The sequence below is a fragment of the Microbacterium sp. sgz311019 genome, assembly GCF_056135325.1.
In genome coordinates, this window is record NZ_JBWAXO010000007.1 from 91893 (window position 1) to 110789 (window position 18897).

14 protein-coding genes and 1 tRNA gene are annotated in these 18897 nt (G+C 70.2%); 11 read left to right on the plus strand and 4 right to left on the minus strand.

Annotated features, from left to right (window positions below; translation table 11 throughout):
• The first annotated feature begins 57 nt into the window (after positions 1-57).
• From nudC to AC0NZN_RS12605, 3 genes are all read left to right on the plus strand, one after another.
• The gene (gene nudC / locus AC0NZN_RS12595) at positions 58-963 is read left to right on the plus strand and encodes an NAD(+) diphosphatase (RefSeq protein ID WP_474592653.1); all 906 of its coding nucleotides are present in this window, start codon (positions 58-60) and stop codon (positions 961-963) included.
• The gene (locus AC0NZN_RS12600) at positions 960-2726 is read left to right on the plus strand and encodes an ATP-dependent helicase (RefSeq protein WP_474592654.1); all 1767 of its coding nucleotides are present in this window, start codon (positions 960-962) and stop codon (positions 2724-2726) included. Before nudC ends, AC0NZN_RS12600 begins: the two co-directional genes overlap by 4 nt.
• Positions 2727-2931: 205 nt before the next feature.
• Positions 2932-3102 carry a hypothetical protein gene (locus tag AC0NZN_RS12605; RefSeq protein WP_474592655.1) on the plus strand — a complete coding sequence of 57 codons (171 nt, stop codon included), beginning with the start codon at positions 2932-2934 and terminating at the stop codon, positions 3100-3102.
• 368 nt (positions 3103-3470) lie between these two features.
• Here the strand turns inward: AC0NZN_RS12605 and AC0NZN_RS12610 are convergent, their stop codons facing one another.
• Positions 3471-4841, minus strand: a complete 1371-nt coding sequence (locus AC0NZN_RS12610; RefSeq protein ID WP_474592656.1) for a zinc-dependent metalloprotease — start codon at positions 4839-4841, stop codon at positions 3471-3473.
• 128 nt (positions 4842-4969) lie between these two features.
• On the opposite strand from AC0NZN_RS12610, the gene AC0NZN_RS12615 reads away from it, so the two are divergent.
• The 3 genes from AC0NZN_RS12615 to AC0NZN_RS12625 all read left to right on the plus strand — a co-directional run bounded on the left by AC0NZN_RS12615 (position 4970) and on the right by AC0NZN_RS12625 (position 9204).
• Positions 4970-6094: a YlbL family protein gene (locus AC0NZN_RS12615; protein WP_474592657.1), complete on the plus strand. Its 1125-nt coding sequence runs from the start codon at positions 4970-4972 to the stop codon at positions 6092-6094.
• Between the two features lie 88 nt (positions 6095-6182).
• The gene (locus AC0NZN_RS12620; protein WP_474592658.1) at positions 6183-9086 is read left to right on the plus strand and encodes a UPF0182 family membrane protein; all 2904 of its coding nucleotides are present in this window, start codon (positions 6183-6185) and stop codon (positions 9084-9086) included.
• A gap of 44 nt (positions 9087-9130) precedes the next feature.
• Positions 9131-9204 (plus strand) — tRNA-Met (locus AC0NZN_RS12625).
• A 92-nt stretch (positions 9205-9296) separates the two neighbouring features.
• Here the strand turns inward: AC0NZN_RS12625 and AC0NZN_RS12630 are convergent.
• Positions 9297-10259, minus strand: coding sequence for a DMT family transporter (locus AC0NZN_RS12630; RefSeq protein WP_474592659.1), 963 nt, complete (start codon positions 10257-10259; stop codon positions 9297-9299).
• Positions 10260-10329: 70 nt separating this feature from the next.
• Here AC0NZN_RS12630 and AC0NZN_RS12635 point away from each other — a divergent pair, with 70 nt between their 5' ends.
• Positions 10330-11181, plus strand: coding sequence for a LysR family transcriptional regulator (locus AC0NZN_RS12635; protein ID WP_474592660.1), 852 nt, complete (start codon positions 10330-10332; stop codon positions 11179-11181).
• 50 nt (positions 11182-11231) lie between these two features.
• Positions 11232-12038, plus strand: coding sequence for a carbon-nitrogen hydrolase family protein (locus tag AC0NZN_RS12640; protein WP_474592661.1), 807 nt, complete (start codon positions 11232-11234; stop codon positions 12036-12038).
• A gap of 29 nt (positions 12039-12067) precedes the next feature.
• On the opposite strand, the gene AC0NZN_RS12645 is transcribed toward AC0NZN_RS12640, so the two are convergent.
• Complete coding sequence (locus tag AC0NZN_RS12645; protein WP_474592662.1) at positions 12068-13267, minus strand: aminotransferase class I/II-fold pyridoxal phosphate-dependent enzyme; 1200 nt, start codon at positions 13265-13267, stop codon at positions 12068-12070.
• A gap of 100 nt (positions 13268-13367) precedes the next feature.
• Here AC0NZN_RS12645 and AC0NZN_RS12650 point away from each other — a divergent pair, with 100 nt between their 5' ends.
• From AC0NZN_RS12650 to AC0NZN_RS12660, 3 genes are read left to right on the plus strand one after another with little or no spacing between them, the layout of a single operon-like run.
• Entirely contained in the window at positions 13368-15041 is a 1674-nt protein-coding gene (locus tag AC0NZN_RS12650; protein ID WP_474592663.1) for a S1C family serine protease, read from the plus strand.
• Positions 15042-15086: 45 nt separating this feature from the next.
• A complete protein-coding gene (locus AC0NZN_RS12655; RefSeq protein WP_474592664.1) occupies positions 15087-16376 on the plus strand; it encodes a CDP-glycerol glycerophosphotransferase family protein in 1290 nt (429 codons plus the stop codon).
• A complete protein-coding gene (locus AC0NZN_RS12660; protein WP_474592665.1) occupies positions 16373-17809 on the plus strand; it encodes a CDP-glycerol glycerophosphotransferase family protein in 1437 nt (478 codons plus the stop codon). The genes AC0NZN_RS12655 and AC0NZN_RS12660 overlap by 4 nt, the downstream gene beginning before the upstream one ends.
• A 26-nt stretch (positions 17810-17835) precedes the next feature.
• On the opposite strand, the gene AC0NZN_RS12665 is transcribed toward AC0NZN_RS12660, so the two are convergent.
• Positions 17836-18861: a glycosyltransferase family 2 protein gene (locus tag AC0NZN_RS12665; RefSeq protein WP_474592844.1), complete on the minus strand. Its 1026-nt coding sequence runs from the start codon at positions 18859-18861 to the stop codon at positions 17836-17838.
• Positions 18862-18897: the final 36 nt, after the last annotated feature.

Sequence of the window (18897 nt, forward strand, 5' to 3'; positions counted from 1 at the left end):
GGGTAGGTCGGGCCTCCTCGCGGCGGTACCTCGCCACGCCCTGGAGAGAGGGATCGAATGTCCGCCCACGAGTCGCCGCTTCTGCCTTCGCTGGCTCGGCGCGGGATCCCCCGGGCAGCTGAGGAACGCGCCGACACCGAGCTCCTCGAACGGGCCCGGGCGGATGCATCCACTCGGGTCCTCGTCGTCCACGACGACCGCGCACCCCTGGGCGCGTCGTCCTCGCTGCGATTCGTCGCCCCGGACGACGTTCCCGACGGCGCCCATTGGGCGCTGCTCGGACGAGACGAGCGGGGACCGGTGCTGGGGGCCGTCATGCCCGACGGCGCGACCCGCCCGTTCGAAGGGGAGTGGGGGCGTCTGCGCGTCGTCGGTGCCTCGTTGCCCGCGTCCGATGCCGAACTGCTGGTGACGGCGGTGAGCCTCGGGCGATGGCTGCGCGACAGCCAGTTCTGCCCGACCTGCGGCGGACGCTGCGAGCTGCGCATGTCGGGATGGATGCGAGGGTGCACCGTATGCGGGCGCCAGCACTTCCCGCGCACCGATCCGGCGGTGATCGTGGCGATCGACAGCGCGACCGACTCCGACCGCCTGCTGCTCGGAGCCAACGCCGCGTGGGGCGGTCAGCGGTACTCGTGCTTCGCCGGCTTCGTCGAGGCGGGCGAGTCCCTCGAATCCGCGGTCGAGCGCGAACTCTTCGAGGAGGCACACGTGCGAGTGCGGGACATCCGCTATCGCGCCTCGCAGTCCTGGCCGTATCCGCGCTCGCTCATGCTCGGATTCCGCGCCACGGCGGTCGACGACGCCGACATCCTGCCGGACGGAGACGAGATCATCAGCCTGCGATGGTTCACGCGTGACGAGATCGGCGCGGGCCTGCGCGGTGACGGCGAGATCGGCCTTCCCGGGCCCTCGTCCATCGCGCACGCGCTCATCTCCGAGTGGCACGCGGAGGGCGCGTGAGCGGCGTCGGCGCACTCGAAGGACTCGACGAGCAGCAGCTGCAGGCGGTGACGACGCTCCGCGGTCCGGTGTGTGTGCTCGCCGGCGCCGGGACGGGCAAGACCCGGGTCATCACGCGTCGCATCGCTCACGGTGTCGACACCGGCGCGTACTCGCCGGGCCGGGTCATGGCCGTGACCTTCACCGCCAAGGCCGCAGGGGAGATGCGCGGGCGCTTGCGAGCGCTGGGCGTCGAGGGCGTCGGAGCGCGTACCTTCCACGCCGCGGCGCTCGCCCAGCTGAACTTCTTCTGGCCGTCTGTCGCCGGAGACGCAGCCCCCGCAATCGTGGACAACAAGGTGCGCCTGCTCGCCCACGCGGCCGACGGTCTGCGGATGAACCTCGACCGTGCGACGCTCCGTGACGTGGCCGCCGAGATCGAGTGGCGCAAGGTCACGATGCGCAGCATCGAGCAATATGCGCAGGCGCGCCCGGCCGGCATCGGCGAGCTCGATGGCCTCGCGGTCGTCCACCTGCAGCGCGCCTATGAGGCGCTGAAGGACGAGCGGCGTCAGCTCGACTTCGAGGACGTCCTGCTCGCGTGCGCCGGGATGCTGGAGGCCGAGCCGCGCGTCGCGCAGGCCGTGCGGGAGCAGTACCGCCACTTCACCGTGGACGAGTTCCAGGATGTGTCGCCCCTGCAGAATCACCTTCTCGAGCTGTGGCTCGGCGACCGGCGAGATATCTGCGTGGTCGGGGACGCGAGCCAGACCATCTACTCGTTCGCCGGTGCCGATGCGCGCTACCTCCTGGAGTTCGAACGTCGTCACGAGGGCGCGAAGATCGTGCGGCTCGAGCACAACCACCGGTCGGATGCGCCGGTGCTGGCGGTCGCCAACTCGCTCATGCGAGGCAGACCTGGTGCGCTGACCCTCGTCTCGGATCGACCGGCGGGCGACGCCCCGGTCCCCTCTGTGGCGGTCTACGCCGACGACGAGGACGAGGCCCGCGGCGTGGCGCGAGCCGTCGCGGCGCAGATCGCCTCCGGCACCGACCCGCGCAGCATCGCGGTCCTGTATCGCGCGCGCTCGCAGTCGCCGGAGTTCCTCCGTGCCCTCGCCGACGAGCAGGTGGCGACGAGCGTGCTCGGGGGTACGCGGTTCTTCGACATGCCGGAGGTGCGCCAGGCGGTCATGGCGCTGCGCGCCGCCGCTGTCGCCCCTCTGGAGACGACGTTCCGTGATGCGGTGCGCGACGTCCTGCGCTCACTCGGACTCACCGAGGAGCCGCCGCCCGCGGGAGGTGCCGTGCGCGATGCCTGGGAGGCGCGCGCAGCGATCATGCGACTGGCGGATGAGGCGCCCCAGGGAGCGACACTGCGGACCTTCGCCGATGACCTCGTGGCACGCGCGAAGGCCCAGGACGAGCCGGGCATGCGCACGGTCACGCTGGCCACTCTCCACGCGGCCAAGGGACTCGAGTGGGACCACGTGCACCTCGTCGGCATGAGCGAAGGACTGCTGCCCATCGCCTATGCGACGACGTTCGATCAGGTCGACGAGGAACGTCGGCTGGTGTACGTCGGGATCACGCGTGCTGCGCGAACCCTGTCCCTGTCATGGTCGCGCGGGCGGGGACGTGTCGAGCGACAGGCCTCGCGGTTCCTTCGAGAGATCGGCAGCGGCAGTCTGCGTGCGGCGGATGCGCGCGCCACACGCGGCGCAGCGACCCGGTCGACATCGACAGGGAGTGCGCGACCGGGCGCAGCGACTCGGGTCCGCTGAGGAGGCGACCGGCCGCGAGACCGACCTCCGACGCGAAGGCGCGGCCGACCGGGGCTCCGGGACGACCGAGCAGCTGTGCGGCGATCGCCGGCCACGACGGGTCCGCCTCGGCGTGATGAGCATGCACGCACGAGAGGCATGCTGTCATCCCCGGCCGGACGAACGGGCCCACGACGGCGCGGGTGCCCGCCAGGACGATGGGGAGGTGCGGCATGTCGTCGTGCAGGAGCGCGGCGGCGTGCCGCGGGTCGACGACGTGATGCGCGAGCAGCACGACGGCGGCGGGCTCCGGTGCCTCAGCGCTCGGCTCGGAGTCGAGCAGTCCATGGGCGGCAAGCGCGTCGGCGACGGCCGCGGCATCCGCGGACTCGACTGACTCGGCCACCTCGAGTCGCACGCGCTGCCGCGCCGGTGTGAGCGGCAAGAGCGCCGCCTCGATGCGCCGGACGAGCGTGCGCGCTTGCGCTTCACCCACGTCGTACTGCGCCGCGACGGCTCCCAATGCGGACTCCGGGAAGCCGTGCTGCAGATCGCGCAGGAGCCTCTGCTCCCACGGCCGGGGATCGTCGAGCACGACGACAGCCTCCGCACCGAGCTGGAGGCGGGTCGGCGTGGACCAGACGGGAGGATACGCGGGGTCGAGACGCAGCATGACTCGATTGTGCGGATGCGCCCTGGGCCCCCGAGCTCGATCAGCGCAGCTGTGTACAACCGGCGGCGTCCGCTCCGATTGTGGAGGAGTCCTCAGACCGGCCGCGGACCCTCAGGATCCTCCGCGCCGCCGTCCCCTTCGGACGGACGGTCACCGGACTCACCGTTCAGGAGCGCGGCGAGCGCGTCGTCCATCTCATCGCGCACGGGTGCCTCGCCACGCGCGAGCGCCTCGAGCCGCGCGACGAGCGCCGACGGGTCGTCGATGTCCTCGGCGGTGGGCATGAGGTCGGGGTAGTCCCAGAGGGCGTCGCGCGCGGCGATGCCCACGGCATCCGTCACCGCTCGCCACATGGCGGCCGCCTCCCGCATGCGGCGCGGGCGCAGCTCGAGGCCGACAAGCGAGTTCAGCGCCTGCTCCGCGGGTCCGCCGACGGCGCGCCGGCGACGCGTGGCCTCGGCGATGCGCGCGGCAGAGGGCAGCCGGCTCGTGGCCGACTCGGTCACGACGTCGACCCAGCCCTCGATGGTGGCGAGCGTGTTCTCGAGGCTTCGCAGTGCGGACTCCTGCTCGGGCGAGCGCTGCGGCAGCAGCGCGCCGCTCTCCAGCGCGTTGCGCAGCTCATCCGGGTTGGAGGGATCGAAGCGGGATGCGAGGTCCTCCAGCGCGTCCGTGTCGACGTGTACACCGCGCGCGAACTCCGTGACGGCCGTGATCACCTGGAGCCGCAGCCAACGGGCGTGACGGAACAGGCGTGCATGAGCCAGCTCGCGTGTGGCGACGTAGAGCGCCAGCTGATCCACGGGGATCTCGAGGTCGCGGCCGAAGTCGGCGAAGTTCTGGGGGAGGATCGCGGCCTCCCCGTCGGGCATGAGCGGGATGCCGACATCGCCGCCGCTGACGACCTCCAGAGACAGGTTCCCGACGACGTTCCCGAGCTGCGAGGCGAACATCGAGCCGCCCACGGAGCGCAGCAGCTTCCCGGCGCCCGCGACGAGTCCCCGCATCTCCTCCGGCGTCTGCTCGCTCAGGGCGGTCGTCAGCGCGTCGGCGATGCTCGTGGCGACCGGCTCCGCGAGCTCTTGCCACACCGGCAGCGTCTTCTCCACCCACGCCCCGCGCGTGATGGCGTGGGGCGTGACGGCGAGGTCCGAGACCGTCGTGGACTCGCTCAGCCACAGCGTCGCGAGAGCGAATGCCTGGTCGAGGTCCGTGCGCTGGGCCGAGGTCACTCCGAGGTCGCTCTGATTCGCGATATGCAGCGCCTGGCGCTTCGTCAGATCCCACGCGATGCCGCCGTCGGCGCTCTGCATCCCCTGCAGCTGTCGCATCGCCGCCTGCATGGCTGCCGGATCGATGCCGAACTGCGCGAGCTGCTCCGGGTCGATTTCGCCGCCGGCGCCCAGCAGGCTCCGCAGGATCTCCTCGAGGTCGGGCTCCCGGTCCTCGTCGTCGTCTGCCACTTCAGCCGCCTTCCAGCAGAGAGATCGGATGTGGATCTACGCTAGTCGCACGGATCATCGCAACTCCCGGTCGGGGCTCACCCTCGCTTACGCCGGTCGCGAACGACCGCGACGAGAGAGGGGCGGACGTGGCGCTGTTCGACGATGACGTGACGGTGGTGCCTGCACCCCAGCGCCCCCGCTCGCGCGCCACGGTCGCCGGGCTCTGGGCGCTCGCCGTCGCCCTCGTCGCGCTGGTGGCGATCAGCTTCCTGCCGACCGCGTACGTCATCCAGCAGCCGGGCCCGGTCTACGACACGCTCGGAACGGCGCCCGACGAGAACGGCAAGGAGGTCCCGCTCATCACGGTGAGCGGCGCCGAGACCTACACGACCAAGCCGGCGCTCGACCTCCTCACCGTGCAGGTGCGCGGCAACCGCGAGCGCACCCCGTCGTGGATCGAGCTCGCGACCGCGTGGTTCGACCCGTCGATGCAGGTGCTGCCCATCGACGCCGTCTACCCCGAGGGACAGTCGACAGACGAGCGCAACCAGGAGAGCGCGGCCATGATGGTCGACTCGCAGAAGGAGGCCACGGCCGCCGCTCTCACTCACCTGGGCTACGACGTCAAGCAGCACATCGAGGTGTACTCGCTGACCAAGGACTCTGCGGCCGAGGGCGTCCTTCAGAAGGGCGACATCATCGACACGGCGAACGGGCAGGCGATCACGACGGCGGATCAGCTGCGCGCGATCGTGAACCAGTCCGCCGGCTCGCCCATCGAACTCGGGATCGTGCGCGACGGCACGCCGTCGAAGGTCAGTGTGACGCCGAAGCAGACGACGATCGGCGGTCAGGACGTGTGGCTGATCGGCGTCACGCTCACGAACGACTTCGACTTCCCGATCCAGGTCACGATCCAGCTCAACAACGTCGGCGGACCGAGCGCCGGCATGATGTTCGCTCTCGGCATCATGGACAAGCTGACCCCGGGTCAGCTCAACGCCGGCAAGCGCATCGCAGGCACCGGCACGATCGACGCCGAGGGCGACGTCGGCGCGATCGGCGGCATCCGCCAGAAGATGTGGGGCGCGGTGGATGCCGGTGCCGCGTACTTCCTCGCGCCGAGCACGAACTGCGACGAGGTCGTCGGCCACGTCCCGAGCGGCTTGCGCGTCTTCTCTGTGAAGACGCTGGACGACTCGCTGGCGGTGCTGGACGCGATCCGCGCCGACACCTCGCTCGACAAACTGCCCACCTGCACCGCGAAGTAGGTCGCGGCCTGGTCACGGCACGCTGTGAGCAGGCCCTCAAACCACCGCGCGGGGGCGGCCGTCGGGCGCGCCCTCGTAGGATGAGACGGTGACGTCGACCTCCGCACCGAAGCCGGCCGCCCCCTCCCGCACCCGACGTGTGGTGGCTATCACCCTTGTCGTGATCGCGGTGCTCATCGTGGGCTTCTTCCTGTTCGCGAGCCTGTACGCCGATTGGCTGTGGTACAGCCAGCTGGGCTTCCTACGGGTGCTCGCGACCCAGTGGGGCGGGCGCGCAGTCATGTTCCTCATCGGCTTCCTCGGGATGGCGGTCCCGGTGTGGCTCGTCATCCAGCTCGCGTATCGTCTCCGGCCCGTCTACGCCCGCCTGAGTTCCCAGCTCGATCGCTATCAGGAGGTCGTCGAGCCCCTGCGTCGCCTCGCCATGTGGGGCATCCCGGTCTTCTTCGGCTTCTTCGCCGGGTTCGCCGCCTCGGCGCAGTGGGAGACCACGGCGCTCTGGCTCAACGGCGTGAAGACCGCGACGACCGATCCGCAGTTCCACCTCGACACGGGTTTCTACCTGTTCGCCCTGCCGTTCTATTCCGGCCTCGTCGGATTCGCCTCGGCCACGCTCCTCGTGTGCCTGCTCGTCAGCGCGGTCGTCACCTACCTCTACGGCTCGGTGCGGATCGGGCAGCGGGAGCTCCGCATCTCGAGGGCCGCCCGCATCCAGCTCGCCGTCATCGCCGGGCTCTACATCCTGATGCAGGCCATCAGCCTCTGGCTCGACCGCTACAAGACGATGGTCGAGCCCGGCGACCGCATCACCGGACCCGGCTACACCGAGGTCAACGCGACGATCCCGGGGCAGACCATCCTCGCCGTCATCGCGCTGATCGTCGCCATCCTCTTCTTCATCACGGCCTTCATCGGCCGCTGGCGCTACCCGCTGGCGGCGACGGCACTGCTCATCGTGTCGGCCATCGTCCTCGGCGTCGCGTACCCGTGGTTCGTGACGACTGTGCAGGTCAAGCCGAACCAGCTCGCGCTCGAGAAGCCGTACTACCAGCGCAACCTGACGCAGACGAAGCTTGCCTACGGCGTGGCCGGCATGAAGGACATCGCCTACAAGGCGGCGACCGATGCGCAGGCGGGTCAGCTGCGGGCGGATGCCGCGACCACGGCGCAGATCCGCATCATGGACCCCGCGATCATCAGCCCGACCGTCAAGCAGCTCGAGCAGTACCGCTCGTACTACCAGTTCAAGGATCCGCTCGATGTCGACCGCTACAACATCGGCGGCGTCTCTCAGGACACCGTCGTCTCGCTCCGAGAGCTCAACATGGACCAGCTCGGGGCAGGCGCGTCGTGGCAGAACACGACCCTCGTGTACACGCACGGCTACGGCATGGTGGTCGCCAAGGGCACCGACCGCACCGGAGACGGCGACCCGGTCTTCCTCGAGCGCGGCATCCCCGCCTCGGGCTTCCTCACCAACGAGGAGAACTTCGAGCCGCGGGTGTACTTCGGCGAGGACTCGCCCGAATACTCGATCGTCGGCGCCCCGAAGGGGACGCCGCCTGTCGAGCTCGACTATCCCTCGAGCAACGGCATCACGGAATCGAAGTCGACGTTCCAGGGCAACGGCGGCCCGAACGTCGGCAGCTTCTTCAACCGACTCATCTATGCGCTGAAGTTCCAGTCCGAGCAGATCCTGTTCTCGGACAACATCACCGACAAGTCGCAGATCCTTTACGACCGCGGACCTCTGGCCCGCGTGCAGAAGGCGGCGCCGTATCTGACTCTCGACTCGGACCCGTACCCGACCGTCGTCGACGGGCACATCGTGTGGGTCGTCGACGGCTACACGACGAGTGCGAACTATCCGTACTCGGCGACCGTGAGCCTGTCGCAGGCCATCGCGGATTCCAACAACCCGACGCCGCGCTACACCCTGGACAACATCAACTACATCCGCAACTCGGTCAAGGCGACCGTCGACGCCTACAGCGGGAAGGTCACGCTGTACTCGTGGGACGACCAGGACCCGCTGCTGCGGGCGTGGCAGAAGGTCTACCCGTCGACGATCAAGCCGATGACGGACATGTCCGGCGAGCTCATGAGCCACGTGCGGTACCCGACGGACCTCTTCAAGGTCCAGCGTGCGATCCTCGGCACCTATCACGTGACGAGCGCGCAGTCCTTCTACCAGCAGGACAACCTGTGGACGACGCCGAACGACCCGGGCAAGCCGGATCGCCTGCAGCCGCCGTACTACCTGACGATGCAGATGCCGACGCAGCCGACGCCTGAGTTCTCGATGTTCTCGACGTTCATCCCCAAGTCGAACGGGGGAGAGATCGCGAGGAACGTGCTGCTGGGCTACCTCGCCGTCGACTCGAACGCCGGCAGCACGGCGGGAGAGAGACGGTCGGACTACGGCAGGCTCAGGATGCTGGAGATCGACGCCGCCACGACGGTGCCAGGACCGGGCCAGGTGCAGAACATGTTCGCAGCGCAGCCGAGCGTGTCCCAGTTCCTGAACCTCCTCAAACAGGGGCAGTCGGAGGTGCTGAACGGAAACCTCCTGACGCTCCCGCTCGGCGGCGGTCTCATCTACGTGCAGCCCGTGTTCGTGCAGTCGTCGGGAGAGACGAAGCTGCCGAAGCTCCAGAAGGTGCTCGTGGCGTTCGGAAACAACGTCGCGTTCGAGGACACCCTCGACCAGGCGCTGAACGCCCTGTTCGGCGGCAACTCGGGTGCCGCGGCCGGCGACTCGAACACGACGCCCACCCCCAACCCGCTGCCGTCGGCCTCGGGTACCCCGGGCACCGGCGGATCGGGCGGCGGCACATCCAACAACGCCGAGTACCAGGCGTGGCTCAAGGCCGCGCAGCAGGCGATGCTCGATCGCGACGCGGCGATGAAGGCGGGCGACTGGGCCGCGTACGGCACGGCGGACAAGGCGCTGACGGATGCCGTGCAGCACCTCATCGCGCTCGGGGGGTAGCCGATTCGGTCATCTGTTCATCCCGTGTTAGGCTTTCTATGTGCCGCGGGGTGGAGCAGCTCGGTAGCTCGCTGGGCTCATAACCCAGAGGTCGCAGGTTCAAATCCTGTCCCCGCAACAAACGAAAGAGGCGCCCGCCAAGGGCGCCTCTTTCTTCATCTCGGGACGTGTTTCAGGCGCGTCTCGCCGGAACGGCCGCGTTCCCTCGCGCTACTTCGCACCGATGGTGGGCGCGGGGGTCACTGCATCCGTTCGGGCAGGAGCCGGCTCGCGCGTGCGCACGCCGCGTTGGCTGATGAGGATGCCCACGATCACGACGAGTCCACCGACCGGCTCGTACCAGTGCACGCTCTCGCCGAGCACGATCACGCCGAGGACGACACCGACGACCGGTGCCAGATACGTGACCGTCGAGGCGCGGACAGGGCCCCAATCGCGCAGCACGCGCGTGTACCAGACGTAGGCGATCCCTGTTCCGAGGATCCCGAGGGCCGCCATGCTGGTCACGACGGGGAGATCGAGTGAGATGGGTCCGCGGGCGTCGAAGGGCGCGAGCAGGAGCACCACTGCGCTCGCCATCGTGAGCTGCACGGAGGACAGCGTCACCGAGTCGTAGGGCAGCCCGCTGACGAAGCGCCGCAGGTACAGGCCGGCGAAGCCGTAACTGAGGGTCGCTCCGAGGCAGGCGAGCTGAGCGGGAAGGGTCGCGGCGAGGTCGGCTGAGCCGATCAGCTGCCACGGCGCGGTGAGCACGACGACCCCGGCGATGCCGACGAGCAGACCCAGGACGCGGGCGCGCCCGAGCCGCTCCGAGCGCAGCATCAGCGGTGTGAGGAGCAGGGTCATGATCGGCGTCGTCGCGTTGTAGATGCTCGCGAGGCTGCTGGGAACGTACTGCTCCGCCCAGGCGAAGAGAGTGAACGGCACCGCGCAGAAGAACGTCCCCACGACGATCATGTGGCCCCAGACCCTGCCCTCGCGCGGCCATCGACGCCGCGTGACGAGCATGATGACCGCCAGTGTCGCGGCGCCGAGGAGGATGCGGGCGAGCACGAGCTGCGACGGGGCGAGCCCCTGCAGGCCCACCTTGATGAAAAGGAAGCTCGATCCCCACACGAGCGACAGGGCGAGGAAGGCCCAGAGAGTGCTGCGCACATTGCCGATGGACGTCATGAGGCTTAGTCTCGAACCCGACGCATCATGAAGCAAATGAATCCGATTCATCCTGACATGAGGAGTATCGATGAGTGTGACCCTGCCCCAGCTCCGCGCGCTGGTGACCGTGGTGGACTGCGCGTCATTCACCACCGCCGCATCCCGGCTCGGCGTCAGTCAGTCCGCCGTCTCGCACGCGCTGTCCGGCCTCGAGCGCGAGGTCGGGGGACGACTGGTGCAGCGGGATGCGGGCGTCGCCCTGACGGGTCTCGGCCACAGCGTGGTGGAGTATGCGCGCGCGGCGCTCGCCTCCGTGTCTGCGCTCGAGAGCGCGGCGCGGCGCGACAGCACAGCCGTCGGCACGGTCCGGCTCGGGGCGGTGGCGACCGTGTGCCAGGGACTCCTGCCCGGTCTGCTGCCCGCATGGGCCGCCAAGGTGCCGCATGTCGACGTGCAGATCTTCGAGGGCGATGACGACGAGATGCCCGAGTGGCTCGAGGCGGGCGTGGTCGACGTGGCGATCCTGGTCGAGCCCTCGCCGTTCCCGGCAGGCGGAAAGCTTGTGGCGACCGATGAGTTCGCGGCCGTGATCCGCCAGGATCATCCGCTCACCGAGCTCGACGGCATCCCGCTCGCCGAACTCCAGATCGACGGACTGATCGTCTCGACGGGCGGGTGCGAGCGCCACGTCCAGCGCATGCACGACGACGAGGGCCTGCCCTATGAGATCTCGCATCGCGTGCGCGAGATGAGCACGGTGTTCCGGATGGTCCAGCAGGGGATGGGCGTCGCCATCGTGCCGTCGCTCGGCCGCGACATGCTCCCCGACGACCTCGTGATGAAGCCGCTCGCCCGGCCGCGGCCGCGCAGGCTCGTGATGTCCGGGCCCACGACGCGCCCCTGGCATCCCCTCGTCCGCGCGCTCGTCGACGCCGCGTAGCGCGACCCGTACTGGTTGCCGGGTCCCCGGCCGCCGGGGAGGATGGACCCGTGAGCACCTCGACCTTCGCCGTGGCCGTCGCGCAGTTCGCACCGACCGTCGACACCGCGGCCAACATCGCAGAGATCGCCGAGCTGGCCGGCCGTGCGGCGGCCCGCGGAGCGCAGCTCGTCCTCTTGCCGGAGAACTCGAGCTACTTCGTGGATCCGTTCGACGAGACGCTCGCCCGGCATGCCCAGAGGCTGGACGGCGAGTTCGTCGGGTCGATCACCGCGATCGCGGAGGCGCTCGACATCGTGCTGGTCGCCGGCATGGTCGAAGCGGCTGAGGACGGGCGCATCCGGAACACCGCCGTGGCCGTGGACGCCAGTGGTCTGCTCGCGGTCTACCGCAAGCAGCACTTGTACGATGCATTCGGGCAGCGGGAGTCCGACTGGGTGGAACCCGGTCTGCTGGATGCTCCGCAGACCTTCGCGCGCGGCGGCCTCACCTTCGGGCTGCAGACCTGCTACGACCTGCGCTTTCCGGAGTCCACGCGGGTGCTCGTCGACGCCGGGGCGGACGTCATCCTCGTCCCTGCACAGTGGGTGCGCGGGCCGCTCAAGGAGCACCACTGGCGCACCCTCGTCACGGCGCGGGCGATCGAGAGCACCGCGTACGTCGCAGGCGCCGACCACCCGCCGCCCCTCGGCATAGGGCACTCGATGATCGTCGATCCCCAGGGCTCGGTCGTCGCGTCGGTGGGAACGGCGACCGACGTCGCCGTCGCGCACCTCGACCCCGAGGCGATCGCGAACGTGCGGCGTGTGAACCCCGCTCTGCGGCTGCGACGCTACCGCGTCGTGCCCGGCGACTGACGGGCACGAAGGATCGGCGGCGCGGAGGATCAGCGGAGGGCGGCGAGCCGGGAGGCGGCCTCGTCGAGCACATCGATGCGTTTGCACGCCGCGAAGCGGACGAGACTCGCGCAGTCGGCGCGGTGCTCGCGCGTGACGAAGGCGGTGAGCGGGATCGCGACGACGCCCACGCGCGCGGGCAGCTCGCGGCAGAAGGCCGCGGCATCCGTCACCCCGAGCGGGGCGGCATCCGCGACGGTGAAATACGTCCCCGCCGGTTCGAAGACGTCGAAGCCGGCCGCACGCAGCCCGTCACCGAGCACGTCGCGCTTGGCGCGGAGTGCGCTCGCGGCGCCTCTGAAGAACCCGTCCGGCAGGCGGAGTCCCGTGGCGATCGCCGGTTGGAAGGGTGCGCCGTTGACGTAGGTGAGGAACTGTTTGACCGCGAGCACTGCGTCGATGAGATCGGCGGGACCGGTGACCCAGCCGATCTTCCATCCTGTCGTCGAGAACGTCTTGCCGCCCGAGGAGATCGTGAGCGTGCGCTCCCATGCGCCAGGAAGGGTCGCGATCGGGATGTGGACGGAGTCGAAGACGAGGTGCTCGTAGACCTCGTCCGTGACGATGATCGCGTTGTGGCGGTCCGCGAGCCGCACGACCTCGTCGAGCACGTCGCGAGAGAACACGGCGCCCGTCGGATTGTGCGGATCGTTGACCAGGATGATCCGGGTGCGGTCGCTCACGGCGCTCCGCAGCTCCTCGAGGTCGGGCTGGAAGCGCGCACCGCGCAACGGCACCGGGACGAGCCGGGCGCCGGCGAGGGCGACGGTTGCGGCATAGGCGTCGTAGTACGGCTCGAACACCACGACCTCGTCGTCCGGCCCCTCGACGAGGCCGAGGAGAGCCGCTGCGAGGGCCTCGGTCGCACCGGCTGTCACGAGGACGTCCCGCTCGGGGTCGAGTCGGAGTTCATAGAAGCGCTGCTGGTGCTCGGCGATGGCCAGACGAAGGTCCAGGATGCCGCGACCCGGCGGGTACTGGTTCACGCCGTTCGCGATCGCCGCGCGCGCGACGTCGAGCACCTCGGCCGGACCGTCCTCGTCGGGGAATCCCTGCCCGAGATTGATTGCCCCGGTCGCGACCGCACGGGCGCTCATCTCGGCGAAGATGGTAGGGATGGGCGAACCGTCATCCGCCAGGAGGCCGGCCCCGCGGGCGGCGCGCCGCCACGCGCCGGGAATCTCTCGCACGGTTCACACGCTACTCGCATAGCGCGGTCCCAACCTCGACATAGGAAACGCACAGAGGGCCACCCCAAGCTGAAGATGCTTGTCCAGAAGGAGCAACCACATGAGCGACACCCCGGGCATCACCCCCGACGAGACCCCCGCGGCCGACGCCGCGCCCGCCCCCGAGGCCGCTGCCACTGAGGCCGGCAACGTGGCAGAGCCGACGCCGGCCCCCGAGGCTGCACCCGCTGCCGCGCACGCCCCTGCGGTGGATGCCGCGCCCGCGCAGCCTGTCACGACTTCCACCGCCGCCGCGCCCGCACAGCCGCCCGCCGCATCCGCAGACACGCAGCAGACCCTGCCGGTGTCGCCTGCGCCCGCCGGGTACGTCCCGCCGGTGCCGCCCGTGCCTTCGCAGTCGGCTGCCGCTGCCGCGCAGCCGGTGCACCCGACGGAGGCAGCCCCCGTCTACGCCGGCCAGCCGTACCCTGGCCAGGCCTTCGGCGTGCCGGCGCAGCCGGTCGCCGGCGCGCCCACCGCCACCCCGCAAGAGAAGAAGGGCCGCATGGGCGCGGGTGCCATCGTCGGCATCTTCCTCGCCGCCGCGATCGTCGGAGGCGCTGCAGGCCTCGGCGGCGCAGCCGCCGGCACGGCGCTGTGGGGCACCTCCGGCACGACCTCCTCCCAGGCTCCCGCCGCCGTCACGGTGAACAACCCCAAGTCGGTGACGAACACCACCGCCGTGGCCACCAAGGTGCTGCCGAGCGTCGTCACGATCGACGCCTCGGCCGGCAGCTCGGCCGGCACCGGATCAGGCGTCGTCCTGACTGCTGACGGGTACATCCTCACCAACACGCACGTCGTCACGCTCGACGGCGCGACGGGCAACCCCACGCTGTCGGTCACGACGAGCGACGGGCACATCTACAGCGCGACCGTCGTCGGAACGGACCCGACCTACGACCTCGCCGTCATCAAGCTGAAGGGCGCATCGGGCATGACTCCGATGACGTTCGGCGACTCGAGCAAGATCAACGTCGGCGACCAGACGGTGGCCATCGGCGCGCCGCTCGCCCTGTCGAACTCGGTCACGACCGGCATCGTCAGCGCCCTCAACCGCTCGATCGAGATCGCGTCGTCGGCAGCCCCGGACTCGAACTCGCAGGACGGCAGCAACGGCAACGGGAAGGGCAACGGCAACGGCAACGGGAACGGGCAGAACGGGAACGCGCCGTTCTACTTCGACTTCGGCCAGGGCCAGAGCCAGCAGGGACAGGCCCAGGACACGATCAAGATCGCGGTGATCCAGACGGACGCGGCGATCAACCCCGGAAACTCCGGCGGCGCCCTCGTCGACGCCGACGGCAAGCTCGTCGGCATCAACGTCGCGATCGCCTCGGCCGGCTCGTCCTCGGGCGGCCAGTCGGGCTCGATCGGCGTCGGCTTCTCGATCCCCTCCGACATCGCCAAGCGCGTCTCCGATGAGATCATCAAGAACGGCAAGGCCACCCATGGCCTGCTCGGTGCGACCGTCGGTGACGCGGCCAACGCGTCCGGCGCCACCACCACCGGTGCGCTGATCGACGCCGTCACCTCGGGTGGGGCCGCCCAGAAGGGCGGCCTGCAGAAGGGCGACGTCATCACCGAGTTCGGCAACGTGCCGATCACCAACTCGGTCGACCTCACCGCGCAGGTGCGCGCACTGGCCGCGGGCAGCGACGCGACGGTGACGTATGTGCGCGGCGGCAAGACGCAGACCGCGACCGTGACGCTCGGCGAGCTCAAGACCAGCTGAGCCCACTCCCAAGGTATGGACGCCACCCCGCGATAGGCTCGCGGGGTGGCGTCCTTCTCGTTCAGCGCGGGCAACGCGGGAAAGCTCGTCCGCATCCCGCTGTATGCGGCCGGACGCCTCGCGACCCTCCTGGTCCCGCGTTCGGACGACGAGTGGGTGTTCGGATGCGGCGCCGGAATCGGCGACGGCGCACTGGCTCTGTGGCGCGTCGCGGACGCCGAAGGTCACACGGCCGTGTGGCTCACCGGCACCGACCAGGAGGCGACGGATGCGGCTGCCCTCGGCATCCCGACCGTCCCGAAGCACTCGATCCGCGGGTTCTGGCGCACCGCGCGCGCCCGGGTGGTGGTCGTGACCCACGGGTTCGGCGACGCCAACCGATACGCGATCTCCGGCGCGTTCGTCGTCCAGCTCTGGCATGGAATCCCGCTGAAGCGCATCGGCCTCGACTCGCCGGCGACCGTGCGCAGCGGCATCCTGCCCTCGTCCCGGCTCGTGCGCCGGCTCCTGGCGGCGATGTACCGGAGCGCCGCCCAGCGCATCGACGTGCTGCCCGCGGCCTCTCACCTGGTCCGCGGCCGCCTCGAGTCGGCATTCGGCATCTCCGACGCGCAGGTGCCGGTCACGGGCGAGCCTCGCGTCGACGTGCTGTCGCAGGGTCGGCCGGACGAGCGCCGCGCCCGGGCGCGCGGCGCGATCGCCGACCTCGTCGGGGAGATCGGACACGCGCGTCTCGTCCTGTATGCCCCCACGTGGCGCGATGGCGCCGCCGACCCCGCCGTCCCGACGATGGACGAATGGCGGGCGCTGACGGAAGCCCTGAAGGCCAGGGATGCCGTGCTCCTCGTGCGCTCGCACCCACTGGGAGCCGGCGACTACGTCGTGCCCTTCGAGACCGACCGCGTCCGTGGGCTCGGCAGCGAACTCGTGCGGGATGTGACCCCGCTGCTGTCCGGCGTCGACGCCCTCGTGACCGACTACTCGTCACTCGTCTTCGACACGGCGCTGGTGCCGATGCCGGTGGTGTTCCTCGCCCCTGACGTGGACGCCTACGCCCGTGAGCGCGGCTTCTACGGTCGCTATGCGGATGTCGCGGGCACGGACGTCGCCTCGACGTGGACCGAGGCGATCCAGCAGCTGTGCGCCGTGTTCGACGATCCCGAGGAGCGTGAGCGGCGTCTCGCGCGGGCGCGCGAGCTCGACACGCACGTGCACGCCTTCGCCGACGGCCGCAACACCGAGCGCGTCTACCGTGCGATCCTGACCGGACTGGCGCGTCGCATCCCCGCCGTCTCCACATACCCCGCCGTCACCATCGTTGAAGGAGCTTCATGACCGACGCCCGATTCACTGTCGACGGCGGTGCCGCGCTCGTGCTCGAGGGGCGCGGCACGGCGCCGGTGGTCGAACTGGTCGGTGCTCGTGCGCACGTCCACGGAATCGTCGAGACGCGAGGAGACGGGTGGATGGCCAGCGTCCCGCTGCGCGCATCGCGCTGGGGAGGACCGGAGCTGCCACTTCCGTCCGGCGCGTACACGCTGCGGATGGACGGCACCGCGACGGAGGCGAACCCCCTGCCGGTCGAGCTGCTGGGCACCGTTCGCGCGTCGCTCGAGGGCAGCACGGTGCGGATCGGCCCGCCGATCGACCCCGCTTACGACTCGGGGGAGGGTCAGGGCGCTCTCGAGGTGCGCTACGCGGGCCGACCGCCGGGCGGACTCGAGAACGCCGTCTTCTTCGAGAGCTTCTACGGCCGCAATGCGAGCTGCAACCCGCTGGCCATCGATCGCGAGATCGCGAAGCAGGCGCCCGGCGCGACGCGCTACTGGAGCGTCGTCGATCTGTCGGTGCAGGTTCCCGACGGCGCTGTGCCGGTGGTCGAGGGCAGTCCCGAGTGGTGGCGGGCCCGTGGGGCCTCACGTCTGCTCGTCGTGAACGACTGGCTGCGCCGCCGCTTCGCGCGCCGCTCGGGTCAGATCGTGCTGCAGACCTGGCACGGCACGCCGCTGAAGCGCCTCGCTCTGCACCGGCCCGGATTCGACCCGCGCCGGGCGCTCGCCGTCATCCGGGAGTCGCGCCGCTGGAACGTGCTGATCGCGCAGAACCCCTACGCGGCCCGGATCCTGAGCAAGGCGTACGCGTTCCTGTCGCGGCCGATCTGGGTCGAGGGCTACCCGCGCAACGACGTCCTGGTGCACGGCGACGGCTCCGCAACGCGCGCCGCGCTGGGGATCGGCGCTCACGAGCGCGTGATCCTCTACGCGCCGACGTGGCGCGACGACCGCACCGAGATCGTCGACTTCATCGATCCGGCGCAGCTCGCCGCGCAGACGGACGCAGTCGTCCTCGTGCGCGGTCACTCGCGCACTCTGCAGCCTGGACGGGATGCGGCGGGCGCGCGTGTCATCGACGTGACCGCGTTCCCGGACACGGCGCAGCTGCTGCTCGTGGCCGACGCGCTCGTGACGGACTACTCGTCGGTCATGTTCGATTTCTCCGTCACCGGCAAGCCGATGTTCTTCCTCGTGCCGGACATGGACCACTATCGCGGCGAGCTGCGCGGGTTCTACTTCGATCTCGTCGCCCACGCTCCCGGCCCGGTGGTCCGTACGCAGGAGGAGCTGGTCGCCGCGCTGTCCGACACCGACCCGGCAGCCTACGCCGACCGGTACGACGAGTGGCGCGAGAAGTTCAACCCGCGCGACGACGGGCATGCCGCACAGCGCGTGGTCGCGCGCATCCTCGATCAGCGCATGATCGCGCGCTGACGGCCGCAGCGGACGACGGCGATCGACTAGGGCAGCGGCGTGTTGCGGCTGCCCAGGCGCGACGTGTCGACCGTGTCGTGCGCGCCGCGCAGGACGCCGCCGAGGAACCCGAAGCCCCACGAGAGGTGCATCGTCGGGATCACGGCGAGGGTCCAGAGTTTGTCGCGCCAGCCGGTGCCGCCTCCCGGTCCGATCGCGACGGCGATGATGAGCAGGGCGTATGCCGCAAGGGGCAGATAGACGACGGATGCCGCGACCGCCCACCATCCCGTGAGCACGTGCGCGGCCTGCAGGATGCCGACCAGGATCGCCAGGGCGAGCACGACGACGAGTGCGGGGGGCGCGAAGAAGCGCAGGGAGTTGCGTCGGCCGAATCGCCGCACCAGCTCGCCGCGCCACGCGCCCGTGGCGCGGAACTGGCGGGCAAGCCGCGCCCAGCTCTCCCGCGGCCAGTAGGTCACAGACAGCGCGGGGTCGAACCACACGCGATATCCGGCGGCACGGATACGCAGGTTCAGCTCCCAGTCCTCCCCGCGGCGGATCGACTCGTCGAACAGCCCGACCTCTTCCAGGACCTCCCGGCGCATCACGCCGAGGTACGCCGACTCGGCCTCGCCCGCCTGCGTGCCGCCGTGATAGGTGCCTCCGCCGAGGCCGATGGGGGAGTTGTAGGCGCGGGCGACCGCCCGCTGGAAGGGCGTGCGCCCGTCGGCGCGCATGACGCCGCCCACGTTCGCGGCCCGGGTCTTCGCAAGGGCCTCCAGCGCGCGCATCGTGTACCCGGTGGAGAGCTCGGAGTGCGCGTCGACGCGCACGATCGTCGGTGCCTGCGACGCGCGGATCGCCAGGTTCAGCCCCTTGGGGATGTCGGCGCCCGGGTTGTCCACGAGGGTGATCCGGCGGTCCTTGTCCGCGAGGCGCCGGGCGAGCTCCGTTGTGCCGTCGCTCGATGGGCCGAGGGCGAGCACGAGTTCCATGGGCCCGGGGACGTCCTGCTGCAGGACCGTGTCCACCGCACGCTCGAGATAGCGGGCCTCGTTGAGGACCGGCATGACGAAGGCGACGCCGGCGTCGGGGGCTGGGACCTG